Origin of the sequence: Streptomyces chartreusis (genome assembly GCF_008704715.1) — a bacterium.
GTDB classification, from domain to species: Bacteria; Actinomycetota; Actinomycetes; order Streptomycetales; family Streptomycetaceae; genus Streptomyces; species Streptomyces chartreusis.
On sequence record NZ_CP023689.1, the window covers coordinates 6711734 to 6736126 of the forward strand.

Sequence of the window (24393 nt, forward strand, 5' to 3'; positions counted from 1 at the left end):
GTGGACTCAGGCGGTCGCCCCGCTGTCCACCACCAGGTCCGTGCCCACCACCGAACTGGCGTCGTCCGAGGCGAGATAGAGGACGGCCGCGGCCACCTCGTCCGTCGTCGAGATGCGGCCGAGGGGGAGGGAGGTGCGGGCACGGGCCGCGCGGGCCGCGTCGTCCTCGCCCGGGCGCAGGGACATCGGAGTCTCCACGGCTCCCGGGCTGACCGCGTTGATGCGGACGCCGTCGCGGATGTGGTCCAGGGCGGCGCCCCGGGTGAGCACGGAGACGGCCGCCTTGGAGGCGGAGTAGGCGGCGGCGCCGGGGTTGCGGGTGTGGACGCCGAAGGTCGAGGCGATGTTGACGATCGCGCCGCCCGTCGGCTGGGTGCGCATCTGCCGGATCTCGGCGCGCAGGGCGAGGAAGACGCCCGTGACGTTGATGTCGAGCTGGGTGCGCCAGTCCTCCTCGGAGAGCTCGGCCAGCGGGGCGCCGCCCCGGAAGACGCCCGCGTTGTTCACCGCGACGTCCAGGGAGCCGAAGAACTCGACGGCGGCGGCCACCGCGGCCTCCACGTCCGCCGCGCGCGAGACGTCCGCGGTCACAGCCAGCGCCTTGCCGCCCGCCGCCTCGATCAGCGCCACCGTCTCCTCCAGCTGCTCCCTCCGGCGCCCCGCCGCGACGACGTTCGCCCCCTCCGCCGCGAGCGCCAGCGCCACGGTCCGTCCGATGCCCGAGCCGGCGCCGGTGACCAGGGCGGTCCGGTCCGTGAAGCGGGCGCGGTGGTGCGAGGTGGTGGTCATGGTCTCCCCAGTTATCTTGAACGATCGGTTCAATATGAGCGCAGAAAAACAGAGCACCCCGGTTCGAGGCGCTCATCGGTCCAGCAGTGCCAGTGCCTGCTCCGCCGCGTCCCGCACCCGCGCCGGGTCCGACGACGCCTTGCCGACCACGCGCAGCCCCTGGAGCAGTACCAGCAGCATCCGGGCCAGGGTGAGCGGGTCGCGCCCGGCGGGCAGTTCGCCCTGCGCCTGTGCGCGGACCAGTGCCGAGTGCAGCACCGTCTCCAACTGGTCCCAGTTGCGCTCCACGTGCCGGGCCGCGGCCGGGTCGTGCGGGCCGAGTTCCGCCGCGGTGTTGGTGATCATGCAGCCGTTCAGGCGCAGTCGGGCGTCCGTGGCCTCGGCCGCGTACCGCCGGACGATGCTCCGTACGGCCGGCAGGGCGGGGCCCGGCTGGGACAGCTCCCGCACGATCGGCGGGAGTCCGGTGCGGTCGTAGCGCTCCAGCGCCTTCAGGTACAGCTCGTGCTTGTTGCCGAAGGTCGCGTACAGGCTCGCCCGTCCGATGCCGAGGTGCTCGACGAGGTCGGACATCGACGTCGCCTCGTAGCCGCGCCGCCAGAACAGCTCAAGAGCTGCCTGCAGCGCGGCCTCGGGGTCGAATTCCTTGGTCCTGGCCACGTTTCGCAGCCTAGTTCGATTGAGAACGACCGGTCAAGAAAGATTCTTACGCGGTCCGTACCTCGTACGTCGTGATCCGCACCGACTCGTCGTCCAGGCACTGCCCGGTCTCCAGGTCGAACCGCTGCTTCAGCAGGGGCGAGGCCACGAACGGACGGCCCTGGTGGCTGCCGGTCAGGCCGCGGGAGAGCACCGCCGCGCCGCCGAACGGGTCACGGTTGTCGATCGCGTACAGCTGCCCGGCGCGGTCGCGGAACAGGGCCACCTGGCCGCCGTCCGGCAGCAGCGCCGCCACTCCGCGGCCCGGGAGCAGCCGGGTCAGGTCGCAGACCGTCAACCAGTCCTCGTCCAGCCGTACTTGGATCTTCAGGTCGGTCGTCTCGGGTGCCAGGGTCATCGCTGGGCGCTTCCTTCCAGGGGACGGTGGCCGATGGTCAGCAGCGGCAGGTCGGGCTTGATCTGGTCGCGCTCGGGCACGAAGCCGACGACCGGGTCGGGGGTGTCGGGGGCGTTGACGAAGGAGACGAAGCGGGCCAGCTTCTCCGGGTCGTTGATGGTCTCCGACCACTCGTCGCGGTAGTTCGCGACATGGGCCGCCATCAGCGTCTCCAGCTCCTCGCAGATGCCGAGGGAGTCCTCGACGACCACGTCACGGACGTGGTCCAGGCCGCCGGGGATCCGGTCCAGCCACACGCTCGTGCGCTCCAGCCGGTCCGCGGTGCGGATGTAGAACATCAGGAAGCGGTCGATCAGCCGGATCAGCTCGGCGTCGGAGAGGTCCTGCGCGAGCAGGTCCGCGTGGCGCGGGGTCGCGCCGCCGTTGCCGCCGACGTAGAGGTTCCAGCCGCCCGCAGTGGCGATCACGCCGAAGTCCTTCGACTGGGCCTCCGCGCACTCGCGCTGGCAGCCGGAGACCGCCGACTTCAGCTTGTGCGGCGAGCGCAGGCCCCGGTAGCGCAGCTCCAGGTCGATCGCCATCCGGACCGAGTCCTGGACGCCGTAGCGGCACCAGGTCCGGCCCACGCAGGACTTCACGGTCCGCAGCGACTTGCCGTACGCGTGCCCCGACTCGAAGCCCGCGTCCACCAGCCTCGCCCAGATCAGCGGGAGTTGCTCGACCCGCGCGCCGAACATGTCGATCCGCTGGCCGCCGGTGATCTTCGTGTAGAGGCCGAAGTCCCGGGCGATCTCGCCGATCACGATCAGCCCCTCCGGGGTGATCTCACCACCGGCGATGCGCGGGACGACCGAGTATGAGCCGTTCTTCTGGATGTTGGCGAGGAAGTGGTCGTTGCTGTCCTGGAGGGCCGCCTGCTCGCCGTCCAGGACATAGCCGCTGGCGCCGATCGTCGGGGCGAGGGAAGCGATGATCGAGCCGACCGCCGGCTTGCAGATCTCGCAGCCGTCGCCGCCCCGGGCGCCGTCGCGGCCGTAGCGGTCCAGGAGGTCCTGGTAGGTGTTGATGCGCAGGGCGAGGACGATCTCGTAGAGCTCCTCGCGGGTCTGCCCGAAGCAGCCGCACAGGCCCTTGTCGACCTCGACGCCGGACGCCTCCAGCTCGGCGGTGATCAGCTGGCCGAGGACCTTGACGCAACTGCCGCACGTCGTACCGGCCTTGGTGCACTTCTTCACCTCGGGCACGGTGGTGCAGCTGTGCTCGGTGACCGCGCCGCGGATCGTGCCCTTGGTGACGTTGTTGCAGGAGCAGATGATCGCGTCGTCCGGCAGTGCGGACGGGCCGAGCTGGGCGGGCGCACCGGCGCCGGCCGGCAGCACCAGCGACTCGGGGGAGACCGGCGGTACCGAGCCGGTGAACGCCTTCAGGGTGCCGTACGCCTCCGCGTCACCGACCAGGATGCCGCCGAGCAGCGTGCCGTCGCGGCCGATGACCAGCTTCTTGTACAGGCCCGCGCGGGAGTCGGAGTACACGACGTCCAGGCAGTCCTCGGTGGCGCCGTGCGCGTCGCCGAAGGACGCCACGTCCACGCCGAGGAGCTTGAGCTTGGTGGAGAGATCGGCGCCGGTGAAGGACGCCTCGTCGGCGGCGATCGTCGCTGCGGCCGTCTCGGCCTGCTCGTAGCCGGGGGCCACCAGGCCGTACACCCGGCCGTCGGAGGCCAGCGCGCACTCGCCGATCGCGAAGACGTGCGGGTCGGCGACCGTACGGCACTGCTCGTCGACCGTGATGCCGCCGCGCTCGCCGACCGTCAGACCGCAGTCGCGGGCCAGCTGGTCGCGGGGGCGGACACCGGCACTGAACACCACGAGATCCGTGGCGAGTTCAGAGCCGTCGGACAGCTTCATGCCGGTGACGGCACCGCTCTCGCCGACCACGATCTCCTGCGTGCCGACCCCCGTGTGCACGGTGAGGCCCATGTCCTCGATGGTGCGCAGCAGCGCGGCGCCGCCGCCCTCGTCGACCTGGACGGGCATCAGCCGGGGCGCGAACTCCACGATGTGCGAGGTCAGTCCGAGGCCCTTCAGCGCACCGGCCGCCTCCAGGCCGAGCAGACCGCCGCCGACCACGGCACCGGTCGTGCGGGTCTTCGCGTACTCCTCGATCGCGAGCAGGTCGTCGATCGTGCGGTAGACGAAGCAGCCCTCGGCGTCCTTGTTCGGGACCGGCGGCACGAAGGGGTAGGAGCCGGTGGCGAGGACGAGGGTCTCGTACCCGAAGACCTCGCCGGACCGGGCGGTGACCTTCTTCGCCTCGCGGTCGACGGAGACGGCCGGGTCGCCGACGTACAGCTCGATGCCGTGCGTCTGGATGAACTCCATGTCCGTCATGGACAGGTCCTCGGGCGTCTTCCCCGAGAAGTACGAGGTCAGCGCCACGCGGTCATAGGCCGGACGCGGCTCCTCGCACAGCACGACCACGCGGTGGGTGGCGGTCAGGCCGCGCTGGGCGAGCGCTTCGAGGAAGCGCTGGCCGACCATGCCGTGGCCGACGAGCACGATCGTGGGGGTGGCCTCCGTGGCCTCCGGGGTGGCGGTCATCAGGAGCCTCCATCGTTGGTGAGCAGGTGGAGCAGGGGGGCGTCGTCGGGGAGCGGCTCTGCTCCCTCCCAGGCGCGGGCGAGCGCGCCGACGGTGCCGAGTTCGCCGACGAGGACCCCGCCGACCAGGCGGTCGTCGCGGACGACGACCTTGCGGTAGGTGCCGCGGGTGGCGTCGGTGAGCTGTACGACGTCGTCACCGGGCCGGGCCTCGGTCTCGCCGAACGCGGCGAGGTCGAAGAAGCCCTCACCGGCCAGCGTCAGCCGGGTCAGCGCACGCGTGCCGGTGTAGCGGGCACCGCCGTCCCCGGCCAGCGACTCGGCGAGGACGTCGGCCTGTTCCAGCGCGGGCGCGGCCAGCCCGTACACCGTGCCGTCGTGCTGCGCGCAGTCGCCGACGGCCCGGATGTGCGGGTCGGACGTACGGAGTTCGTCGTCGACGAGGATGCCCTTGTGCACGGCGAGCCCCGCCTCCTTGGCGAGCCCGGCGCGCGGGTGGACGCCGCAGGCCAGGACCACGAGGTCGGCGTCGAGGGCGTACCCGTCGGCCATCTCCACCGAGCGGACCGCGCCGCCGACGCAGCGCACGTCCCGCACCCGCAGGTCGGTGTGCACCTCGACGCCGAGACCCGTGAGGTGGCGCCGGACCAGCGTGGAGGCGGCCGGGTCGAGTTGACGCTCCATCAGCCGCTCGGACTGCTGGGCGAGCACGACCTGCGCGCCGCGCAGTGCCAGCGCGCGGGCCGCGGAGACCCCGAGGAGCCCGCCGCCGATCACGACCGCCCGCACCCCCGGCCGTACCGCCTTGGACAGGCCCAGGCAGTCGTCCATGGTGCGGAAGGCGTGGACCCCCTCGGGCAGTTGGTGGTCCGGCGTGAACAGCCCGCGCAGCGGCGGCAGCACCGCGTTGGAGCCGGTGGCCAGGACGAGGGTGTCGTACGCGATCTCCGACCCGTCCGCGAGATGTACGGCTCGCATCTCGCGGTCGATGCCGGTGACCCGGCCCCGGGTCAGCTCCGCGGGCGCCGGCAGGGCGATCACGTCGGGGCTGTACCGTCCGGCCAGCACCTCGGCGAGCAGCACCCGGTTGTACGGGCGGTGCTCCTCGTCGCCGACGAGCGTCACGGGCGTGCCCAGCTCGCCGAGCCGCCGGGCGAGCCGTACGCCCGCGAGGCCGGCGCCGATCACCACCACACGCGTATTCGAGGTCATGTCCAGGAGCGTGCGTTGCCGGTGTTTCCCGACCGCATCACGTCTGTTTCCCACGAGGAACGCTGCCCTCAGCGGGGCCCGGGTGCGGATGTGAGGGTTCGGAGGGCGCGGCGGGGGCGGGCTGTGAGGCCGGGCGGGGTGGGGTGAACCGTACCCCCGGTTTCCGTGCAGCCCCCATCGAATACGACCCGGCGCGGCGGGAGTCTGGAGGCATCGGCTTTCAGCGGCTCATGCCAGGGGGGAATGTGTGATGGACCTCGTTCGCGGGAGGGGGCCGGCCGGGCGGGACGTCGCCGCCGTATGGGTGTGGCGGCTCGTGCGTGAGCCGTTCACCGCGCGGACGTGGCGGCGGACCGCGTACGCGGTGACCGCGCTTCCGGTGGGGGCGGTGTGCGTGCCCCTCGCGGCGGCGGGACTGCCCACCGGCCGCTGGCAGCGCGGGCTGGCACGACGGCTGCTCGGCGCCGAGATCCCCTGCGGCCCCCGGACCGGGCTGGTGCACGCGCTGGTCGCGCTGCCGCTGAACCTGATCAGCGCCGTCGTCACGCTGTACGGCTGGTCGATCGTGCCGATGAACCTGGGCTGGCCCCTGCGAGCGGGCGGCGATCCCGCAGGCGCGTGGGGCGGGCCCACGTTCGCCGGGGCATGGGCGTTCCACGCGATCGTCGGCGGGGTCGGCTTCCTGCTGCTCATGCCGTGCGTCGTGCGCGCGCTGACCGGGCTCCAGCTCCGGTGGGCCCGCACGGCCCTCGCCTAGGTTGGCCGTCGTGATCCGCCTCCGCTCCCTCGCCGCCGCCACCTTCGGCCGCCGTGCCCTGGCCGCCCTGCTGTACGCGGTCGTCGCCTTCCCGCTGGCGCTGATCGGCTTCGTACTGGTCCTGGCCGGGCTGGCGCTGGGCGGAGTGCTGTCCGTGACCACGGTCGGGCTGTGGCTGATCGCCGGGACGGTGCGCGGGGCCCTGGCGCTGGGCGCGGTGCAGCGGGGCCTGGCCCGCGGGCTGCTCGGCGTGGAGATCGAGCCGCCCACCCCGCCGGGCGGCGCGGGGGTGCTGGGCCGGCGGCGGGCGCTGCTCGGCGAGCGAGTGGGCTGGCGGGCCGTGGCCTGCGCGCTGGCGACCCCGTTCACCGCGGTACTCGGACTCGTGGCCGTCCTCGCCGGATACGTGTACGGCGCCCTGTTCACCCTGCACCCGCTGCTCAAGGACCTGAACCACCGCACGGTCCACCATGCCGACGGCTCGGTGACGCGCGTGTCGCTGGAGTTCTTCGGCCACCAGGTCGACAGCTGGCCGCGCTGGCTGATCCCGGTCACGGCCGGGCTGCTGCTGCTCGCCGTCGCCCCTGCCCTGCTGCGGCACGCCCTCACCCCGCACCGTCTGCTGCTGACGGCACTGCTCGGCCCGAGCGCCGCCGACCGCCGGATCCGTGCCCTGGAGGAGACCCGCGCGCACGCCGTCGAGGACGCCGCAGCCACCCTGCGCCGGATCGAACGGGACCTGCACGACGGCACCCAGGCCCGGCTCGTCGGCCTCGCCATGCATCTGACCGTGATCCACGAACTGGTCACCGCCGACGCCGACCGCGGCCGCGTCCTCGCCGTAGTCGACACCGCCCGCTCCAACGCCGCCCAGGCCATCGCCGACCTGCGGCACCTGGTCAAGGGCATCCATCCGCCCGTACTGGACGAGGGCCTGCCCGCGGCCCTCGCCACCCTCGCCGCGGACAGTCCCCTCAGCGTCGACGTCAGCACCGACATCCGCACCCGCCCCACTCCGGCCGTCGAGTCCATCGCCTACTTCTGCACCGCCGAACTCCTCGCCAACGCCACCAAGCACAGCGGTGCCGACACGGCCACGGTGACCGTCACCGCCCACGACGGCCCGCTGCGCCTGCGCGTCGCCGACGACGGCCGGGGCGGAGCGGTGATCGGCGCGGGCTCCGGACTCACCGGGCTGCTGGCCCGGGTGCGCACGGTCGACGGCACCCTCACCTGCGACAGCCCGCCGGGAGGGCCTACGGTGGTCACCGTCGAGCTGCCCCGCGCCTGACTCGGCCCCACGGACCGCCCCCCACCGCCGATCGGAGCCGCATGCGCGTCGTCATCGCCGAGGACTCCGCCATCCTGCGCGACGGGCTCGTGCAACTCCTCCAGCTCAGGGACGTCGAGGTCGCCGCCGCGGTCTCCGACGCCGACGCGCTGCTGGCCGCCGTCGCCGAACACGCCCCCGACGTCGCCGTCGTCGACATCAGGCTGCCGCCCACCCAGAGCGACGAGGGCGTACGCGCGGCCCTGCGGCTGCGGCACGAGCACCCCGGCCTCGGGGTCCTGCTGTTCTCGCAGTACGTCGAGACCGCGCACGCCGCCCGGCTGCTCACCGACCCCGCCGGGTTCGGGTATCTGCTCAAGGAACGGGTCGTCGACATCGGGGAGTTCGTGGGCGCGCTGGAGCGGGTCGCGGCCGGCGGCACCGCGCTGGACCCCGAGGTCGTGGCCCAGCTCTTCGGCGCGAGCCGGCGCGCCACCGCCCTGGACGCGCTCACGCCCCGCGAGCGCGAGGTGCTCGCCCTGATGGCCGAGGGCCGCACGAACCACGCCGTCGCGACCGCGCTGACGGTCTCCGAACGGGCCGTGGAGAAGCACATCGCCAACATCTTCACCAAGCTCGACCTGCCGCCGTCGGAGACCGGGCACCGCCGGGTGCTGGCGGTGCTCAGGTACCTGGAGGGCACGCGGGCCTGACCGGGCTCGCGAACCTCAGATGCTCCTCAGGTACATGGACGGCACACGCATCCCCTGCCTAGGGTCGCGATCATGCCCGACATATCCCTGACCACGGTCGTCGTCCTGTGCCTCGCGGCCCTCGCGGCCGGCTGGATCGACGCCGTGGTCGGCGGCGGCGGACTGCTGCTGCTCCCCGCCCTGCTGCTCGGCCTCCCGGCGAGCACCCCGGCCGCCTACGCGCTCGGCACCAACAAGGCGGTCGCCATCGTCGGCACGACGGGTGCCGCGGTGACGTACGCCCGCAAGGCACCGGTGGACGTACGCCTCGCCGTGCGCATCGGCCTCGCCGCGCTCGCGGGCTCCTCCGGGGGCGCCTTCTTCGCGGCCGGGATGAGCACCGAGGTGCTCAAGCCCGTGATCATGGTGGTGCTGCTGGGCGTGGCCGCCTTCGTGATCCTGCGGCCCGCCTTCGGCACCGCCCCGGCGACCGGCCCGGCCTCACCGCGCCGGATCCTCGCCGCGATCGGCCTCGCGGGCCTGGGCATCGGCTTCTACGACGGCCTGATCGGCCCCGGCACCGGGACGTTCCTGGTCCTCGCTCTGACCGCCGTGCTCCACCTCGACCTCGTCACCGCCTCCGCGACCGCGAAGATCGTCAACTGCTGCACCAACGCCGGCGCGCTCGCCACCTTCGCCTGGCAGGGCACCGTCCTGTGGCAACTGGCCGCCGTGATGGCTGTCTTCAACCTCGCGGGCGGCACCCTGGGAGCTCACACGGCCCTGAAGAAGGGCAGCGGCTTCGTCCGGGTCGTCCTGCTGACGGTGGTGTTCTCCCTGGTGGTGAAACTCGCGTACGAACAGTGGCTGGCCTAGGGCAACTCGATGAACGGCCAGGTGAACGGTCGCGCTCTTGTCGTGGGCGGCAGACAGAGCGGGTGCACATTGCCGGGGCCAGGCATTGTGACGGTTGGAAAACGATGACAGCGTCTGCACCGGTGCGATCAAGAAGAGGCACATGGTCCCGTTGCTTGCGGTCGTCGATATGGCGATCGTGCTCGTCATAGGGGGTGCAGTGGCCCTGCTCACTGTTCGGGATGCTCGTCGTCGGGCAGCATCAGCTGCGGCATACGTCATCGCGGTCGGGGTGCACCTGGGAGTCGCGGGGCTGGCGGCCGGGGGAGCGCTCTTCATCGTCCTCGGCTGGGATTCCGTGGTACAACCCGTGGTCGGCGTGGTCCTGCTCGCGCTCGCCGGCTACCTGTGGCCCCGCCCGGCTAAACCGGCACCCGGCCGACTCGTGCTGGAACGGACGCAGGCAGTAGAGCTGTTCGCTCTGCTGGACCGGATTTCCCACGCGGCCGGAGTGCGGCGAATCGACGTCGTTCAGCTCGACACGCGCTTCTCGCTGAGAGTCGCCGCCTTCGGCGTCAGGCGCAGGAGGGTATTGGTCCTGGGCTATCCGCTGTGGGTGGTGACCGGATGGCAACAGCGGATGGCAGCCATCGCGCACGCTCTGGTGCGCCAGGCCCACGACATCCGTAGCGATGCGGTGATCGAAACTGCCGTCGAAACCCTGTGCAGGGCATCGCATCTGGCCGGCAGGCCATCCTCGTCGGACGATGCCGCCGATCAACTGCTGAGGCCGTCTGCGCTGTCCCGCTACGGCGACGAAATGACCACTGCTGCCGGCAAGTTCGCCTCTCGTACCCGAGCCCTGGACTGGGCACTGTGGGTGCCTGGACTGATCGCTCGCGGCACGAAGTGGCTCCTTCTGAGGGCCACCCGATCCGCGGTTCGCGATGCCGAATGTCGGGCTGACGTTCTCGCTGCCCGCATCGTGTCTCCCTCAGCGGCCGCAGCGGCAGCGCCGGACCGAGATCTTGTCCGTAGGGTCGCCGTCGAGATGCATCGCCTGGCGGTCACCTTCCGCACCTTCCCTCCTCGTGACAGGCGCAGTGCCGTGGAGGGCTACTGGGGAGCGGTCGGTCAATACGCGAAGACCCAGCAGCTCGGACCGAACGAGTCCGTCGGACCCGATGCCGAGACCGGGGTGCCGCTCCCTGACCGGGCCGCGGCAGACGCCATACAGCGTGAACTTCGCCAAGCTGCCGATGTCCTGGCCGAGACCGTCCTCCAAGGCGATCACACAGTCGGGGTGGCACCCGCGGAGAACCTCCCCTAGCGCCTCCCTCGGCATGGAGGCGGGAGAACATCCTGGGGCCGTGTGAGGAGCGGTCAGCGGCTGCCGGTCAGGTGCGCGAACACGACGACGTTGCCCCGGTACCCGGTCGTCCGTGAGTAGCCGCCGCCGCAGGTGATCACCCGCAGTTCGGGGCGGGCCGCGGGGCCGTACACCTTCTCGTCCGGGAAGCCCTTCGCGTCGTACACCTCGACGGCGTAGACGGAGAACAGGGCCGTGCCGCCGTCGCGGCGGGCCACCTCGATCGTGCTGCCCTTGCGCAGGGCACCGAGGCGGTAGAAGACCGCGGGCCCGTCGGCGTCGTCGACATGGCCGGCGACGATCGCGGTGCCCGTCTCACCGGGCGTGGTGCCGGCCTCGTACCAGCCGGCGAGGTTCTCCCGGCCGGCGGGCGGGACGTCGAGGCTGCCGTTCCGCGTCAGGCCGAGGCCCATGAGGGGGGCGTCGACGCGGATCGACGGTATGCGTATGCGGTCGGGCGGGGAGGGCGCCAGCGCGAGCGCGGCGGCGTGCAGCGGGTCGCGCGGGCCGGTGCGCGGGCCGCCGCTCCCGGTGTCCGGCAAGGCGGCCCCGGCCTGCGCCGGCGACGGCTGCGGCGGGGCGTGGGTCTCGCCGCCGCTGTGCAGCAGCCAGGCGCCGCAGCACACGGCAAGGACGGTGGCGGCGGCTATCGCGGCGTCACCGACGCTCCTTCGACCGCGCACGCGAGCCTCCCGTGACTCTCCTCGGACCACCCGTTCCCCCTCCGGGCCGCGAGGGGCGTCGGACCCGGAGGGGGAGGGGACGTGCGGTACCGGCGGACGGACAGCGGAGGGTGTCCGTCAGATCCCGTCGCCTCTCGCCCGGCGATGCAGGAGCCAGGTACCGCCCGCGGCGGCGACGGCGAGAGCCGCCACGCCGGCCGCGGTCTGCACGGGGTCGCGGCCAAGAGCTCCGCCGACCCCCGTCTTCACACTTCCTCTCGGAGGCACCTGCTGCCCGCTCGCCGGCGTCAGCGTGACCACCAGGTCGCCCGCGATCCGTTTGCCGCCGTCGGCGCAGGTCGCGACGATCTCGTACGTCCCCGGCTGCGCGCTCGGCGGCACCCGGAACCGTCCGCTCGCCGCCCGCTCCCGCGGCGCCAGCGTGAACGAACCGGCACCGACCGCGCTGGCGTCGCCCGCCGCACCGCCGTCCCGGCACGCGGTCGTGTCCACCGTGACCTGCTCGCCCGGATCGACCGACGCCGGGCGCAGCTCCAGGCCGTCCGCGTCGGTGCCGTACGCCGGTGCGACGAGGGTCGCCAGGGCGCCGAGGGCCAGTGCGGTCCCGGTCAGCAGACGGGCGGTACGACGCATCGATGCTCCTCCGAGCGCAACGGACCCACGGCCCGCGACACCCCCATGTGCCGCCGTCGGCCGAGCCCTGCCCTTCCGAGGAAAGGCCCGGCACGGCGAGCGCGCTCCCCGAGAGCACGCCGAAAGAGGGGTTGCCGGGCGCCCGAAGCGAGCGGAAGGACCCGCGTACGGCACCGTTTCAGCAGGTCATCGGGGCGGGACGAGGGTGGCGTGAAAGAGATTCGGTTGGGTGCGGCGCCGGGGTGTGAACGGGTGACGGAATCAGCCGGACACGTGGCCCGGGTGGGCCTGCGCCAGTACCTCCGCGACCGCCCGCCGCCCCACGGACGCCAGCACCGGATTCGTACCGTTTCCGCAGGTGTCGCCGTAGTGGTGCTCCGCCATCAGGCCGAAGCACAGCGCCCACCCCCGGCCGCGGGCCCAGGTCGCCTCGTCGACGTCGGCCGCCGCACGGAACACCTCGCGCGCCTCGGCGTCGAAGACCGCCCACGCGGCGATGGTGTCGGCCGCCGGGTCACCGACCCCGAGGCCGCCGAAGTCGATGACGGCGGTGAGCCGGCCGGCGGAGGTCAGCAGGTTGCCCGGGAGGAGGTCGCCATGGAGCCAGACCGGGGCGTGGTCCCACTGGGGGAGACGGAGGGCGTCCTCCCAGACCGCGGTCGCGGCCGGGGCGTCCAGCGTGCCGGCGGCGCCCAGGTCGCGGATCGCGGCGCGTACATGGGCGTCGTTCTTGCGCACCGGACCGCCCCGCCAGGACGGCGGACCGCCGGCCGCGTCCACCTTCCGCAGCGCCGCCACGAACCGGCCCAACTTATCGGCAGCCTCCGCCAGTTCGGTCAGCGGCGCGTCGTGGGCGTTCTCGCCGTCGAGCCAGCGGTACACACCCCACGGCAGTGCGTAGCCGGCGCCCGGCGCGCCCTTCGCCAGCGGTACCGGGACGGCCAGCGGAAGACGCGGCGCCAGGCGCGGCAGCCAGCGGTGCTCGGTGTCGACCTGCCGGGCCCCGCCGGGCAGCCGCGGCAGCCGTACGACCATGTCGTCGCCCAGCCGGTACATCGCGTTGTCGGTCCCGGCGGAACGGACCCGCCGCACCGCCAGCCCGCCCCACTCCGGGAACTGCTCCGCGACCAGCCGCCCGACCAGCGCCGCGTCGATGTCCAGCTCATCGGCGCGCATCTTCCCGACGAACGACTCACGACCGGACGACATACGGCTCCATCATGGCTGGGCAGGACCGTGCCAACCTAGGGGCGCGGGGAACTGCGCGACCAGCCATTTACGACCCGCACCCGGCCGCGCAGCCCACCCCCACCCCCTGTCCCCAGCGTCAGCCCACGTTCACCGCGCTCCAAGCCGCGGCGACCGCACGCTCCTCCGCACTCCCGGCCCCGTACAGGTCCTTGGCCGCGCTGAGCGTCGCCGTCCGCGCCCCCGCGTACTTCGTCGAGGACGTCATGTAGACGGTCAGCGCCCGGTACCAGATCTTCCCGAGCTTGTCCCGCCCGATCCCGCTCACCGAAGACCCGTCACAGGTGGGGGAGTTGTAGCTCACCCCGTTCACCGTCCGCGCCCCGCTGCCCTCGGCCAGCAGATACGCGAAGTGGTTGCCGACCCCCGACGAGTAGTGCACGTCCAGCTGCGCGGTCGACGTGCTCCAGCAGTCCACCGAGACCCCGTCCCTCGACGGCTTGTCCATGTACCGCAGGGCATCGCGCCCGAGCCCCGACCGGACGACCTTCTCGCCGATCAGATAGTCCCCGGGATCCGAGGAGTTGCCGGCGTGGAACTCCACCAGCGACCCGAAGATGTCGGACGTCGCCTCGTTCAGTCCGCCGGACTCGCCCGAGTACGTCAGCGCCGCCGTCTTCGACGTCACGCCGTGCGACATCTCGTGCCCGGCGACGTCCAGCGACACCAGCGGACCGAGCTGGGTGCCGTCACCGTCGCCGTACGTCATGCAGAAGCAACTGTCGTCCCAGAAGGCGTTGTTGTAGGCGTTGCCGTAGTGCACACGGTTGAACGAGCCCTTGCCGTCGCCCCCGATGCCGTTGCGGCCGTGGACGTCCCGGTAGTAGTCCCACGTCGCGTCCGTGCCGTACTGCGCGTCCACCGCGGCCGTCGAGCGGTCGGCCGAAGCCCCGGTGCCCCAGTGGTTGTCGGCGTCGGTGAAGACCGTCGCGGGCGCGCGGTCGAGGCAGATGGTCAGGATGCACAGGTCGGTCTTGTTCGCCGCGTCACCCGTGTAAGTGCCGCCGCGCGTCGCGTCCTTGAGCTGGTACGACGACCCCGACGCCGTCGTCTGCAGCGGCACCGTGCCCGCGTACAGCGACTTGCCGTCACCGGACGCCGTCTCGATGCTGTCCCACGCGTCGATCTGCCTGCCCGTGCCGGCGTCGGTCAGCACGGTCCGGGCGACCGGGTTGCCGAGAGAGTCCTGGGCGACCGCGTCGGTCCGCCAGGCCAGCTTCGGGGTGCCGTGCAGGGCGTCGACGACCAGCTCGGGCCTGGAGGTGAGCTTCTTGAGCGTCTCGCCGACGTTCACGGCACGCAGGGCGGTCGCGGCGAGGTCGGCGGCCCGGGGGCCGGAGACCCCGGGCGACACGCTCTTCAGGGAGATGGGGCGCGCGACGGCGCGGGAGGCGCCGCGGTACGTGCCGTCCTTCTTCAGATGCACGACGAAGTCGCCCCCGAGCACGGGGAGTCGGTGATACGTCCGGTCGTAGCGGACGTGCTGTGCGCCGTCCGAGTCCACCACCACGTCCCGGACGCGGGTGTCCTGTGCGGCCGTCAGGCCCAGGCTCCCCGCGACGTCGGAGAGGACCGAGGCCGCGTTCTCCACGGCGTCGGCCCTGCTGGGCGGTTCGTCCGCGCCGGCGGTGGGGGTGAGGACGGCGGCCAGCAGGCCGGCGACGGCGACCGCGGTGCCCGCGGCGGCAAGTCGGGAACGTCGGATGTGCGGCCGTATTCGGCTCATCGGTCTCCTTGAACTGGGCGGATGCTCGGGAGCTGACCCAGATTCAAGGGGGCGTGAACAGGCTGTGGCCAGGGTGAATACGTGGAGGTGTGTGAGAGGAGAGAATCGTTTCCGTGACCCTCTCTCCTCGACTCCCGTTCTTCGTCTACGGCACCCTGCGGCCCGGTGAGCCCAACCACGACCTGTTCCTGCGGGGGCGCGTGCGCGCGGAGGAGCCGGCGCGGATGGAGGGGGCGGTGCTGTACGACGGACCGGGTTACCCGTACGTCGTCGAGGAGGTGGGCGGGGGCGGCGTCGTGCACGGCGACCTGGTCACCGCTCGCCCCGAGGAGTACCCGGCCCTGCTGACCGCCCTCGACCTGCTGGAGGAGTACGCCCCGGGAGACCCCCGGAGCCTCTACGAGCGCGTCGCCCGCCAGGTGCTCCGCGAGACCGACGGAACTGCCGTACGGGCATGGGTGTACGTGGCCGCCCCGACTGTCGCGACCCGGCTACGGACCCGGGGCGCCCCGATCCCGAGCGGGGACTGGGGGCGGCGCTGAGCGGGGGCGTTACGACTCGGCCGGCTCCACCCGTACCGCGCACGTCTTGAATTCCGGCATTCGGGATGTCGGGTCCAGTGCCGGGTTGGTCAGGGTGTTGGCGCGGCCCTCGCCCGGCCAGTGGAAGGGCATGAAGACCGTGTCGGGGCGGATGGCGGTCGTGATGCGGGCGGGGGCCACCGCGCGGCCCCGGCGTGAGATCACGGCCAACGGGTCGCCGTCGGCCGCTCCGAGCCGGGCCGCCAGCCGGGGGTGGAGCTCCACGAAGGGGCCCGGCGCCGCGCTGTTCAGTTCGTCGACGCGTCGGGTCTGGGCGCCGGACTGGTACTGGGCCACGACCCGTCCGGTGGTGAGAAGGACCGGGTACTCGTCGTCGGGTTCCTCGGCGGCCGCCCGGTGCGAGACGGGCGCGAACCTCGCGCGTCCGTCGGGGGTGGCGAAGCGGTCGAGGAAGAGACGGGGCGTGCCGGGGTGCGGTGCCGCGTCGGCATCGTGGTCCTGCGCGGGGTCGTCGGGTCCGGCGTCCAGTGAGGCGTCCTCGGAGTCGCCCGCGTCGTCGGCCGCCCCCGTCGCCGCCGGACACGGCCAGAACACCCCGTTCTCCTCCGCCAGCCTCCGGTACGTGATCCCCGAATAGTCGGCCGGCCCGCCCGCGCTCGCCCGCCTCAGCTCCTCGAAGACCTCCTCGGCGTCGGTCGGGAAGCCCTTCTCCAGCGCACGTTCCCCACCCAGCCGTGCCGCGAGCTCGTGCATGATCTCCAGGTCGCTGCGGACCCCCTCCGGCGGGGTGACCGCCCGGCGGCGCAGCAGGACCCGGCCCTCCAGGTTGGTCGTCGTGCCCGTCTCCTCCGCCCACTGCGTCACCGGCAGGACGACGTCCGCGAGCTCCGCCGTCTCCGACAGCACGACGTCGCACACGGCGAGGAAGTCGAGGGACTTGATGCGCTCCTCGATGTGCGCGGCCCGCGGCGCCGACACCACCGGGTTGGAGCCCATCAGCAGCAGGGACTTGATGTCGGTGCCGAGCGCGTCCAGCAGTTCGTAGGCGCTGCGCCCCGGACCGGGCAGGCTGTCCGGGTCCACGCCCCACACCTCGGCGACATGCCGGCGCGCCACCGGGTCGTCCAGCTTGCGGTACCCGGGCAACTGGTCGGCCTTCTGGCCGTGTTCGCGCCCGCCCTGCCCGTTGCCCTGCCCGGTCAGGCAGCCGTATCCGGACAGCGGCCGGCCCGCCCGCCCCGTCGCCAGGCACAGGTTGATCCAGGCGCCCACGGTGTCGGTGCCCTTGGACTGCTGCTCGGGTCCGCGCGCGGTCAGCACCATGGCGTGCTCCGGCTCGCAGAACATCCGTACGGCCTCCCGGAGCTGCGGTACGGGCACCCCCGTGATCCGCTCCACGTACTCCGGCCAGTGCGCCATCGCGGCGGCCCGCGCGTCCTCCCAGCCGGCCGTGCGCTCCTGGACGTACTCCTCGTCCACCCGCCCCTCGGCGACGACCAGGTGCAGCAGGCCGAGGGCGAGCGCGAGGTCGGTGCCGGGGCGCGGGGCCAGGTGCAGATCGGCCTGCTCGGCGGTCCGCGTGCGGCGCGGGTCGACGACGATCAGCGTGCCGCCGTTCTCCCGCAGCTCGGTGAAGTAGCGCAGCGAGGGCGGCATCGTCTCCGCGGGGTTGGAGCCGACGAGGATGACGCAGCCGGTCCTCGGGATGTCCTCCAGCGGGAACGGCAGCCCCCGGTCCAGGCCGAACGCCTTCATCCCCGCCGCGGCCGCCGACGACATGCAGAAGCGGCCGTTGTAGTCGATCTGCGAGGTGCCGAGCACGATCCGCGCGAACTTGCCGAGGCCGTACGCCTTCTCGTTCGTCAGGCCGCCCCCGCCGAAGACACCGCACGCGTCCGGGCCATGTTCCGTACGCGTGCGGTGCAGGCCCTTCGCGACGCGGTCGAGCGCCTCGTCCCACGTGGCCGGCACGAGCGTGCCGCCCGACCGCACCAGCGGCGAGGTCAGACGGACGCCCGGGGCCAGCACCGCGGCAGCCGTACGGCCCTTGCCGCACAGCGCTCCCCGGTTCACCGGGAAGTCCGGGCGCTCGACCACCGCGACACCCCCGTCCTGCTGGGGCGTGAGGTTCATTCCACACTGCAGGGCGCAGTACGGGCAGTGGGTGGGCGTCGCGGAGTTCTGCATGCCCTTCAGCGTGCTTCCGGCGTGTTACGCCCGCGACGGCCCCCTGTTACACGGCCGGGACGGTGCCCTCCCCGCCACCGCCACGCCGTCGTGAGCTTCGCTGTGGTGCCGTGGCGCGGGTTGTCGGTCGTCCGCCGCTCCGTCGTGGCCGGTCGCGCAGTTCCCGCGCCCCTTGAGGGCGCTGCCCTGCCGCCGGCGCGAGGCCGTCCGTTCCGGGCGCCGCTACCGCCGCGCGGCCAGCGCGTTCGCGACCCCCGGCTCCTCGCGCCCGAGGAAGTGCGGGTCCGGCTCGAAGACGGCGTCCAGGGCGGCCTTGCCGGCCGCGAGGATCTCCCGGGTGCCGCCGTAGTACCAGGTCATGTCGTGCTTGTCCTGCACCCCGACGCCGTACGACGCCACCCCGGCCTCCTCGCACAGCGCGACCGCCCGCCGGATGTGGAAGCCCTGGCTGATCAGCACCGCCTCGTGCACGCCGAAGATCTTCCTGGCCCGGACGCAGGAGTCCCAGGTGTCGAAGCCCGCGTAGTCGCTGACGATGTGCGCGTCCGGCACCCCGTGCCTGGTCAGATACGTGCGCATGGCGTCGGGCTCGTCGTAGTCCTTGCGGCTGTTGTCGCCGGTGACCAGGACCACCTTGATCCGCCCCGCGCGGTACAACTCGGCCGCCGCGTCCAGCCGGTGGGCGAGATAGGGGGAGGGCTCGCCGTCCCACAGCCCGGCGCCGAAGACGACGGCCACGTCGGTGCGCGGCACGTCCGCCGTGGTGCGCAGCCGGTCGCCGGTGACGACGTACATCCAGGTGGCCGGCAGCAGCGCCAGCACGCATCCGGCCATCACGGCCTGCACCAGCCGCCGCTGCCCGGCACGGGTGCGCGGAAGTCTCGGTCGGCCCAGCTTCGGTCGGCGCATCGGACGGTCCCTCCCCGGTCGGCACACGGCCTGTCCTCGACCTTCAGGGACGCCCGCCCGGCCGCCGCGGTTCACTCCGCACGACGTGAGCAGCTTCACTTCGAGATGTGAAACCGCAGGTCATGCCACCTCACACCGCCCGGGTACCGCGCCGTGAACCCGGTGTAAGAACCCGTTATTCCTGCGAAACGGGGCGGCAACGTCCCGCCGCCACCATCGGTTCATGACGGCGTCGAACCACCTTCACGACGAGTCCACGACGGCCCACCTCGACAGTACGGCGCACCTCATGAACCGGATCAGCAGCCAGCTCGCCAGCCAGCTCAGCCTCGTCTCGCTCGACGGGAGCCGGCGCCCCCAGCCGCCCGCGCTCGTCGTCGTGGCCCACGGCAGCCGCGACCCGCGCGCCCTGAGCACCGTCCGCGCGCTCCTCGACCAGGTCCGCGCGCTGCGCCCCGGCCTGCCGGTCCACCTCGGCCACATCGAGCTGAACGAGCCCCTGCTCCCCGACACCCTCGCCGCCCTCGGCGACCGCCGGGCGATCCTCGTCCCGCTCCTGCTGAGCCGCGGCTACCACATCAAGCGCGACATCCCCGAAATGGCCGCCGAGTCGTCGGTACGCGCACGCGTGGCCGGCGCGCTCGGCCCGCACCCCCTGCTGGTGGAGGCCCTCACGGCCCGCCTGGTGGAGGCCGGCTGGCGCACCCGCATGGACGAGCCCACGCGCCGCACCAGCGCGGTCGTCCTCGCGGCGGCGGGCTCCCGCGACCCCGAGTCCAGGGTCGACACCTCCCGCACGGCCCAGCTCCTGGCCAACCGCCTGGGCGTCCCGGTGATCCCGGCCTACGCGACGACGGCGGCTCCGACGGTGCCGGACGCGCTCGCCGCGCTGGCGGCCCGGGGCCGCACGAGGGTGGCGATCGCCTCGTACTTCACGGCGCCCGGCCGTTTCGCGACGGAGTGCGCGGAGAAGGCCCCGTGGATCGCGTCGGCTCCCCTGGGCACGCACCCGGCGATGGCGAGACTGCTCCTGCACCGCTACGACCGGACGGCGGCGACGCCGGTGACGACGACGGCGGAACTGGCGACCGCCTAGGACGCCGGGGGAGGTGCCCGACTCAGGGGCGCGGGGAACTGCGCGACCAGCCACCGACGACCCGCACCCGCCGACTCAACAGCACCCGGCGGACGCGAAGCCGCACCCGGCAGACGCAAAGCCGCACTCCGTTTGTCACCCCCTGCCCGTACTGTCGAGTCATGCCGTACGACCTGCAGTCACTCGAACGCTGGGCCCCCGAACCGGACAAGCGCCCCGGCCGGACCGCCTTCCAACGGGACCGCGCCCGAATCCTGCATTCCGCCGCGCTGAGAAGGCTCGCCGGCAAAACCCAGGTCGTGACACCGGGAACCCACAGCAACGCATGGGACCCGAGCCCCCGAACCCGCCTGACCCACTCCCTGGAGTGCGCCCAGGTCGGCCGCGAACTCGGCGCGGCCCTCGGCTGCGACCCCGACCTCGTGGAGGCCGCCTGCCTCTCCCACGACCTCGGCCACCCACCCTTCGGCCACAACGGCGAAGTCGCACTGAACGAGTTCGCCGAGGACTGCGGCGGCTTCGAGGGCAACGCCCAGTCCCTGCGCCTGCTCACCCGCATCGAGCCCAAGCGGTTCACCCCGGAGGGCTCCGTCGGCCTCAACCTCACCCGCGCCACCCTCGACGCCGCCACCAAGTACCCCTGGCCCCGCGGCGCCCACCCCACCGACCCGGGGTCCGTGAAGTTCGGTGTCTACGACGACGACAGGCCCGTCTTCGACTGGGTCCGCAAGGACGCCCCCGGCACCCGCACCACCTTCGAGGCCCAGGTCATGGACTGGTCCGACGACGTGGCGTACTCCGTGCACGACGTCGAGGACGGCCTGCACGCCGGCCACATCGACCCCAACTGCCTGCACGCCGAACCCGAACGCCGCGAGATCTTCGCCGTCGCCATCGGCCGCTACGTCCCCGAGGACACCGACCCCGCCGAGCTCGCCGCCGCCCTCGACCGGCTCCAGGACGCCCCCTGGTGGCCGCACGGCTACGACGGCTCGGCCGTCGCCCAGGCCCGTCTGAAGGACGCCACCAGCCAGCTCATCGGCCGCTTCTGCCTGGCCGCCGAGACCGCCACGCGCGCCGCCCACGGAGACGGCCGGCTCACCCGCTACGGCGCCGAACTCGTCGTACCCCGCCCGACCCGCCTGGAGTGCGCGGTCCTCAAGGCCGTCGCCGACCGGTACGTCATGCAGCGCGCCGAGCAGGAGCGGCTCCGTGCCGACCAGCGGATCGTCGTCGCCGAACTGGCCGAGGCGCTCACCGCCCGCGCGCCCGAGGGACTCGACCCGCAGTTCCGGGCCCTGTTCGACGCGGCCGGCGACGATCGCGCCCGCAAGCGCGTGATCGTCGACCAGATCGCGTCCCTCACGGACGCCTCGGCGCGTGCCCTGCACGGGCGGCTCACCCGCCGGGCGTGAGCGCCGGTGCCGTCACCCCCGTGCGACGGGTGAGACACCGGGGGCGAACGGGCACTCGAAAGTGACCCTGCGTGGCCTGATCGGGTCACCCCCTCTTCCCGCATCACGCTGCGTGCGGGACGCTCATGTGGCGGCACCCTTACGAGGAGGCATCAAGTGGTCGACGCGGATCAGACATTCGTCATCGTCGGAGGAGGGCTCGCCGGCGCCAAGGCGGCCGAGACGCTCCGGGCCGAGGGCTTCACCGGGCGGGTGATACTGATCTGCGACGAGCGCGACCACCCGTACGAGCGACCGCCGCTGTCCAAGGGCTACCTCCTCGGCAAGGAGGAGCGCGACAGCGTCTTCGTGCACGAACCCGCCTGGTACGCGCGCAACGACATCGAGCTGCACCTCGGCCAGACCGTCGACGCGATCGACCGTACGGCGAAGACGGTGCGGTTCGGCGAGGACGGCACCGTCGTCCACTACGACAAGCTCCTGCTGGCCACCGGTGCCGAGCCGCGCCGCCTCGACATCCCGGGCACCGACCTGGCCGGAGTGCACCACCTGCGCCGCCTCGCGCACGCCGAGCGCCTCAAGGGCGTCCTCGCCTCCCTCGGCCGGGAGAACGGCCACATCGTGATCGCCGGCGCCGGCTGGATCGGCCTGGAGGTCGCCGCGGCGGCCCGTGAGTACGGCGCCGAGGTCACCGTCATCGAGCCCGAGCCGACCCCGCTGCACGGCGTCCTCGGCCCCGAGCTGGGCGGCCTCTTCGCCGAGCTGCACCGGGAGCGCGGGGTGCGGTTCCACTTCGGCCGGCGGCTGACGGAGATCGTCGGCCAGGACGGCATGGTGCTGGCCGCGCGCACCGACGACGGCGAGGAGCACCCCGCGCACGACGTCCTCGCCGCGATCGGCGCGGCGCCCCGCATCGGCCTCGCGGAGGCGGCCGGGCTGGAGATCGCCGACCGCGCCCACGGCCGGGGCGTCGTCGTCGACGAGCGGCTGCGGACCTCCGACCCCGACATCTACGCCGCCGGTGACGTGGCGTCCTTCCCGCACGCCCTGTTCGACACCCGGCTGCGGGTGGAGCACTGGGCCAACGCGCTCAACGGCGGCCCGGTGGCGGCCCGGGCGATGCTGGAGCGGGACGTCACCTACGACCGCGTGCCCTACTTCTTCTCCGACCAGTACGACCTGGGCATGGAGTACTCCGGCTGGGCGCCCCCGGGGTCGTACGACGAAGTGGTGATCCGCGGCGACGCCGGGAAGCGGGAGTTCATCGCGTTCTGGATGAAGGACGGCCGGGTGCTCGCCGGGATGAACGTGAACGTGTGGGACGTCACAGAGCCGATCCAGCGACTGATCCGCTCGAAGGCGCAGGTGAACGCCGAGAGTCTGGCGGATCCGCACATTCCGCTCGAAAACCTCGCACCGTAGGTGTCAGTGCGCCCCCGTAGAATTCACGCGTGGCAGGACGGATCAACGACGAGGACGTGAAGGCGGTACGGGACGCGGTCCCGATCGACGCCGTGGTCTCCGAGTACCTCCAACTGCGCAACGCGGGCGGCGGGAACCTCAAGGGGCTGTGCCCCTTCCACGACGAGAAGTCGCCCTCCTTCCAGGTCAGCCCCAGCAAGGGGTTCTTCCACTGCTTCGGCTGCCAGGAGGGCGGCGACACCATCACGTTCGTGATGAAGGTCGACCACCTCACCTTCTCGGAGGCCGTCGAGCGGCTCGCCGCCCAGGCCGGCATCACCCTGCGCTACGAGGAGGGCGGCTACAACCCCTCCCACCAGCGCGGCGAACGCATCCGCCTGGTCGAGGCCCACAAGATCGCCGCCGACTGGTACATGGAGCAGCTCGCAGCCGGTCCGGAGGCCGACACCGGCCGGCAGTTCCTCGCCGAGCGCGGCTTCGACCAGGCCGCCGCCCAGCACTTCTCCGTCGGCTACAGCCCCCAGGGCTGGGACCACCTCACCCGCTATCTGCGCGGCAAGGGCTTCACCGACAAGGAGCTCCTGCTGTCCGGGCTGTCGCAGGAGGGCCGCCGCGGCCCCATCGACCGCTTCCGGGGCCGCCTCATGTGGCCGATCCGCGACATCGGCGGCGACGTCGTCGGCTTCGGCGCCCGCAAGCTGTACGAGGCGGACAACGGCCCGAAGTACCTCAACACCCCCGAGACGGCGATCTACAAGAAGTCCCACGTCCTCTACGGCATCGACCTCGCGAAGAAGGACATCGCGAAGGCGAGCCGCGCGGTCGTCGTCGAGGGCTACACCGACGTCATGGCCTGCCACCTGGCCGGCGTCACCACGGCCATCGCGACCTGCGGCACCGCCTTCGGCGGCGACCACATCAAGATCCTGCGCCGGCTGCTGATGGACAACGGCTCGGCCCGGGTCATCTTCACCTTCGACGGCGACGCGGCCGGCCAGAAGGCGGCCCTGCGCGCCTTCGAGGACGACCAGAAGTTCGCGGCGGAGACCTACATCGCCATCGCGCCCGACGGCATGGACCCCTGCGAACTGCGCCTCGCCAAGGGCGACGAGGCCGTCTCCGACCTGGTCGAACCGCGCACCCCGCTGTTCGAGTTCGCGCTGCGCCAGATCGTCGTCCGCTACGACCTGGACACCCCGGGAGGCCGCGCCGCCGCCCTGGACGAGGCCGCCCCGATCGTCGCCCGCATCAAGAACAGTGGCGCCCAGCACGAGGTCGCCGTCCAGCTCGCGGGCATGCTCGGCATCCTGGACACCCAGTTCGTCGTCAAGCGGGTGGCCCAGCTGGCCCGGTGGGCACGCGACCGGGGCGGCAGGGGACAGGCACCCACGTCCCGCGGGCAGCAGCAGTACGACGCCGCGCCCGCGCCCCGCACCTCCGGCCCCGCCCTGACCCTGCGCAACCCCGTCTACGCCACCGAACGCGAGCTGCTCAAACTCGCCCTCCAGCGCCCCGAGTTGGTCTCCCCGGCGTTCGACGCGTACGGCATCGACGAGTTCACCGCCGCCCCCTACGCCGCCGTACGCCAGGCGATCATGGACGCGGGCGGCGCGGAGTACGGCCTCCAGGACGCGCAGGAGTACCTGGTCCGGGTCCGTGACGCGGCCCCCGACGACCAGGTCCGTGCGATGGTCACCGAGCTGGCCGTCGAGGCGATCATGCGCAGGACCGTCGACGAGAACTACGCCGGCGAACAGCTCGTCACCGTCCGCCGCCGCGCCGTGGAGCGCCGTGTGCGCGACGTACAGAGTCAGCTCACCCGGCTCGGCGCGGGCGGCGACCCGGCCCAACTGGCGTCCGTGCAGAACGAGCTGTGGGTGCTGCAGCAGTACGACCAGGCATTGCGCGGGCACGGCGCCGCGGCGCTCTGAC

Annotated in this window: 21 protein-coding genes; 10 read left to right on the forward strand and 11 right to left on the reverse strand. The window is 72.6% G+C overall.

Annotated features, from left to right (window positions below):
- Window positions 1-6 precede the first annotated feature (6 nt).
- The 5 genes from CP983_RS29520 to CP983_RS29540 form a co-directional block, all read right to left on the reverse strand.
- A complete protein-coding gene (locus CP983_RS29520) occupies window positions 7-789 on the reverse strand; it encodes an SDR family NAD(P)-dependent oxidoreductase (RefSeq protein ID WP_150502873.1) in 783 nt (260 codons plus the stop codon).
- Window positions 790-861: 72 nt separating this feature from the next.
- Window positions 862-1449, reverse strand: coding sequence for a TetR/AcrR family transcriptional regulator (locus CP983_RS29525; protein ID WP_150502875.1), 588 nt, complete (start codon window positions 1447-1449; stop codon window positions 862-864).
- Window positions 1450-1495: 46 nt separating this feature from the next.
- Window positions 1496-1846 (reverse strand): nitrite reductase small subunit NirD, encoded by a 351-nt coding sequence (gene nirD, locus CP983_RS29530; RefSeq protein ID WP_125528790.1) that lies wholly within the window; start codon window positions 1844-1846, stop codon window positions 1496-1498.
- Window positions 1843-4446, reverse strand: a complete 2604-nt coding sequence (gene nirB / locus CP983_RS29535) for a nitrite reductase large subunit NirB (protein ID WP_150502877.1) — start codon at window positions 4444-4446, stop codon at window positions 1843-1845. Before nirB ends, nirD begins: the two co-directional genes overlap by 4 nt.
- Window positions 4446-5657, reverse strand: coding sequence for an NAD(P)/FAD-dependent oxidoreductase (locus CP983_RS29540; protein ID WP_150502880.1), 1212 nt, complete (start codon window positions 5655-5657; stop codon window positions 4446-4448). The genes nirB and CP983_RS29540 overlap by 1 nt, the downstream gene beginning before the upstream one ends.
- A 250-nt stretch (window positions 5658-5907) precedes the next feature.
- Here CP983_RS29540 and CP983_RS29545 point away from each other — a divergent pair, with 250 nt between their 5' ends.
- The 5 genes from CP983_RS29545 (at window position 5908) to CP983_RS29565 (ending at window position 10561) form a co-directional block, all read left to right on the forward strand.
- On the forward strand, window positions 5908-6414 hold the full coding sequence (locus tag CP983_RS29545; protein ID WP_150502882.1) for a hypothetical protein: 507 nt from the start codon (window positions 5908-5910) through the stop codon (window positions 6412-6414).
- Between the two features lie 10 nt (window positions 6415-6424).
- Entirely contained in the window at window positions 6425-7705 is a 1281-nt protein-coding gene (locus CP983_RS29550) for a sensor histidine kinase (RefSeq protein WP_229914744.1), read from the forward strand.
- Between the two features lie 41 nt (window positions 7706-7746).
- On the forward strand, window positions 7747-8397 hold the full coding sequence (locus CP983_RS29555; protein ID WP_150502886.1) for a LuxR C-terminal-related transcriptional regulator: 651 nt from the start codon (window positions 7747-7749) through the stop codon (window positions 8395-8397).
- A 72-nt stretch (window positions 8398-8469) separates the two neighbouring features.
- Window positions 8470-9252 carry a sulfite exporter TauE/SafE family protein gene (locus CP983_RS29560; protein WP_030959978.1) on the forward strand — a complete coding sequence of 261 codons (783 nt, stop codon included), beginning with the start codon at window positions 8470-8472 and terminating at the stop codon, window positions 9250-9252.
- Between the two features lie 94 nt (window positions 9253-9346).
- Complete coding sequence (locus CP983_RS29565; RefSeq protein ID WP_150502888.1) at window positions 9347-10561, forward strand: M48 family metallopeptidase; 1215 nt, start codon at window positions 9347-9349, stop codon at window positions 10559-10561.
- A gap of 53 nt (window positions 10562-10614) precedes the next feature.
- Here CP983_RS29565 and CP983_RS29570 read toward each other — a convergent pair whose 3' ends face one another.
- The 4 genes from CP983_RS29570 to CP983_RS29585 all read right to left on the reverse strand — a co-directional run bounded on the left by CP983_RS29570 (window position 10615) and on the right by CP983_RS29585 (window position 14890).
- Window positions 10615-11283 (reverse strand): class F sortase, encoded by a 669-nt coding sequence (locus CP983_RS29570; RefSeq protein WP_150502890.1) that lies wholly within the window; start codon window positions 11281-11283, stop codon window positions 10615-10617.
- Between the two features lie 117 nt (window positions 11284-11400).
- The gene (locus tag CP983_RS29575; protein ID WP_150502892.1) at window positions 11401-11916 is read right to left on the reverse strand and encodes a hypothetical protein; all 516 of its coding nucleotides are present in this window, start codon (window positions 11914-11916) and stop codon (window positions 11401-11403) included.
- Between the two features lie 261 nt (window positions 11917-12177).
- The gene (locus CP983_RS29580) at window positions 12178-13125 is read right to left on the reverse strand and encodes an aminoglycoside phosphotransferase family protein (protein WP_150502894.1); all 948 of its coding nucleotides are present in this window, start codon (window positions 13123-13125) and stop codon (window positions 12178-12180) included.
- A gap of 118 nt (window positions 13126-13243) precedes the next feature.
- The gene (locus tag CP983_RS29585; protein WP_150502896.1) at window positions 13244-14890 is read right to left on the reverse strand and encodes a M4 family metallopeptidase; all 1647 of its coding nucleotides are present in this window, start codon (window positions 14888-14890) and stop codon (window positions 13244-13246) included.
- A 113-nt stretch (window positions 14891-15003) separates the two neighbouring features.
- On the opposite strand from CP983_RS29585, the gene CP983_RS29590 reads away from it, so the two are divergent.
- The gene (locus CP983_RS29590; protein WP_125525769.1) at window positions 15004-15432 is read left to right on the forward strand and encodes a gamma-glutamylcyclotransferase family protein; all 429 of its coding nucleotides are present in this window, start codon (window positions 15004-15006) and stop codon (window positions 15430-15432) included.
- A 9-nt stretch (window positions 15433-15441) separates the two neighbouring features.
- Here the strand turns inward: CP983_RS29590 and CP983_RS29595 are convergent, their stop codons facing one another.
- Together CP983_RS29595 and CP983_RS29600 are read right to left on the reverse strand one after the other, a co-directional pair.
- Window positions 15442-17619: a molybdopterin oxidoreductase family protein gene (locus tag CP983_RS29595; RefSeq protein WP_150502898.1), complete on the reverse strand. Its 2178-nt coding sequence runs from the start codon at window positions 17617-17619 to the stop codon at window positions 15442-15444.
- Window positions 17620-17841: 222 nt separating this feature from the next.
- On the reverse strand, window positions 17842-18528 hold the full coding sequence (locus CP983_RS29600) for a SanA/YdcF family protein (protein ID WP_150502900.1): 687 nt from the start codon (window positions 18526-18528) through the stop codon (window positions 17842-17844).
- Between the two features lie 223 nt (window positions 18529-18751).
- On the opposite strand from CP983_RS29600, the gene CP983_RS29605 reads away from it, so the two are divergent.
- The 4 genes from CP983_RS29605 to dnaG all read left to right on the forward strand — a co-directional run bounded on the left by CP983_RS29605 (window position 18752) and on the right by dnaG (window position 24392).
- Complete coding sequence (locus CP983_RS29605) at window positions 18752-19624, forward strand: sirohydrochlorin chelatase (RefSeq protein ID WP_150502902.1); 873 nt, start codon at window positions 18752-18754, stop codon at window positions 19622-19624.
- Window positions 19625-19785: 161 nt separating this feature from the next.
- Window positions 19786-21039, forward strand: a complete 1254-nt coding sequence (locus tag CP983_RS29610; RefSeq protein ID WP_107906701.1) for a deoxyguanosinetriphosphate triphosphohydrolase — start codon at window positions 19786-19788, stop codon at window positions 21037-21039.
- A 156-nt stretch (window positions 21040-21195) separates the two neighbouring features.
- Entirely contained in the window at window positions 21196-22461 is a 1266-nt protein-coding gene (locus CP983_RS29615; protein WP_150502904.1) for an NAD(P)/FAD-dependent oxidoreductase, read from the forward strand.
- 29 nt (window positions 22462-22490) lie between these two features.
- A complete protein-coding gene (gene dnaG, locus CP983_RS29620; RefSeq protein ID WP_107906703.1) occupies window positions 22491-24392 on the forward strand; it encodes a DNA primase in 1902 nt (633 codons plus the stop codon).
- Window position 24393 lies beyond the last annotated feature (1 nt).

What these genes read in the sequence shown, in the direction of transcription:
- CP983_RS29520 (WP_150502873.1), bottom strand. Translation starts at nt 789, where the DNA reads ATGACCACCACCTCGCACCACCGCGCCCGCTTCACGGACCGGACCGCC.
- CP983_RS29545 (WP_150502882.1), top strand. Translation starts at nt 5,908, where the DNA reads ATGGACCTCGTTCGCGGGAGGGGGCCGGCCGGGCGGGACGTCGCCGCC.
- nirB (WP_150502877.1), bottom strand. Translation starts at nt 4,446, where the DNA reads ATGACCGCCACCCCGGAGGCCACGGAGGCCACCCCCACGATCGTGCTC.
- CP983_RS29605 (WP_150502902.1), top strand. Translation starts at nt 18,752, where the DNA reads ATGACGGCGTCGAACCACCTTCACGACGAGTCCACGACGGCCCACCTC.
- CP983_RS29595 (WP_150502898.1), bottom strand. Translation starts at nt 17,619, where the DNA reads ATGCAGAACTCCGCGACGCCCACCCACTGCCCGTACTGCGCCCTGCAG.
- CP983_RS29575 (WP_150502892.1), bottom strand. Translation starts at nt 11,916, where the DNA reads ATGCGTCGTACCGCCCGTCTGCTGACCGGGACCGCACTGGCCCTCGGC.
- CP983_RS29560 (WP_030959978.1), top strand. Translation starts at nt 8,470, where the DNA reads ATGCCCGACATATCCCTGACCACGGTCGTCGTCCTGTGCCTCGCGGCC.
- nirD (WP_125528790.1), bottom strand. Translation starts at nt 1,846, where the DNA reads ATGACCCTGGCACCCGAGACGACCGACCTGAAGATCCAAGTACGGCTG.
- CP983_RS29540 (WP_150502880.1), bottom strand. Translation starts at nt 5,657, where the DNA reads ATGACCTCGAATACGCGTGTGGTGGTGATCGGCGCCGGCCTCGCGGGC.
- CP983_RS29555 (WP_150502886.1), top strand. Translation starts at nt 7,747, where the DNA reads ATGCGCGTCGTCATCGCCGAGGACTCCGCCATCCTGCGCGACGGGCTC.
- CP983_RS29610 (WP_107906701.1), top strand. Translation starts at nt 19,786, where the DNA reads ATGCCGTACGACCTGCAGTCACTCGAACGCTGGGCCCCCGAACCGGAC.
- CP983_RS29585 (WP_150502896.1), bottom strand. Translation starts at nt 14,890, where the DNA reads ATGAGCCGAATACGGCCGCACATCCGACGTTCCCGACTTGCCGCCGCG.
- CP983_RS29600 (WP_150502900.1), bottom strand. Translation starts at nt 18,528, where the DNA reads ATGCGCCGACCGAAGCTGGGCCGACCGAGACTTCCGCGCACCCGTGCC.
- CP983_RS29580 (WP_150502894.1), bottom strand. Translation starts at nt 13,125, where the DNA reads ATGTCGTCCGGTCGTGAGTCGTTCGTCGGGAAGATGCGCGCCGATGAG.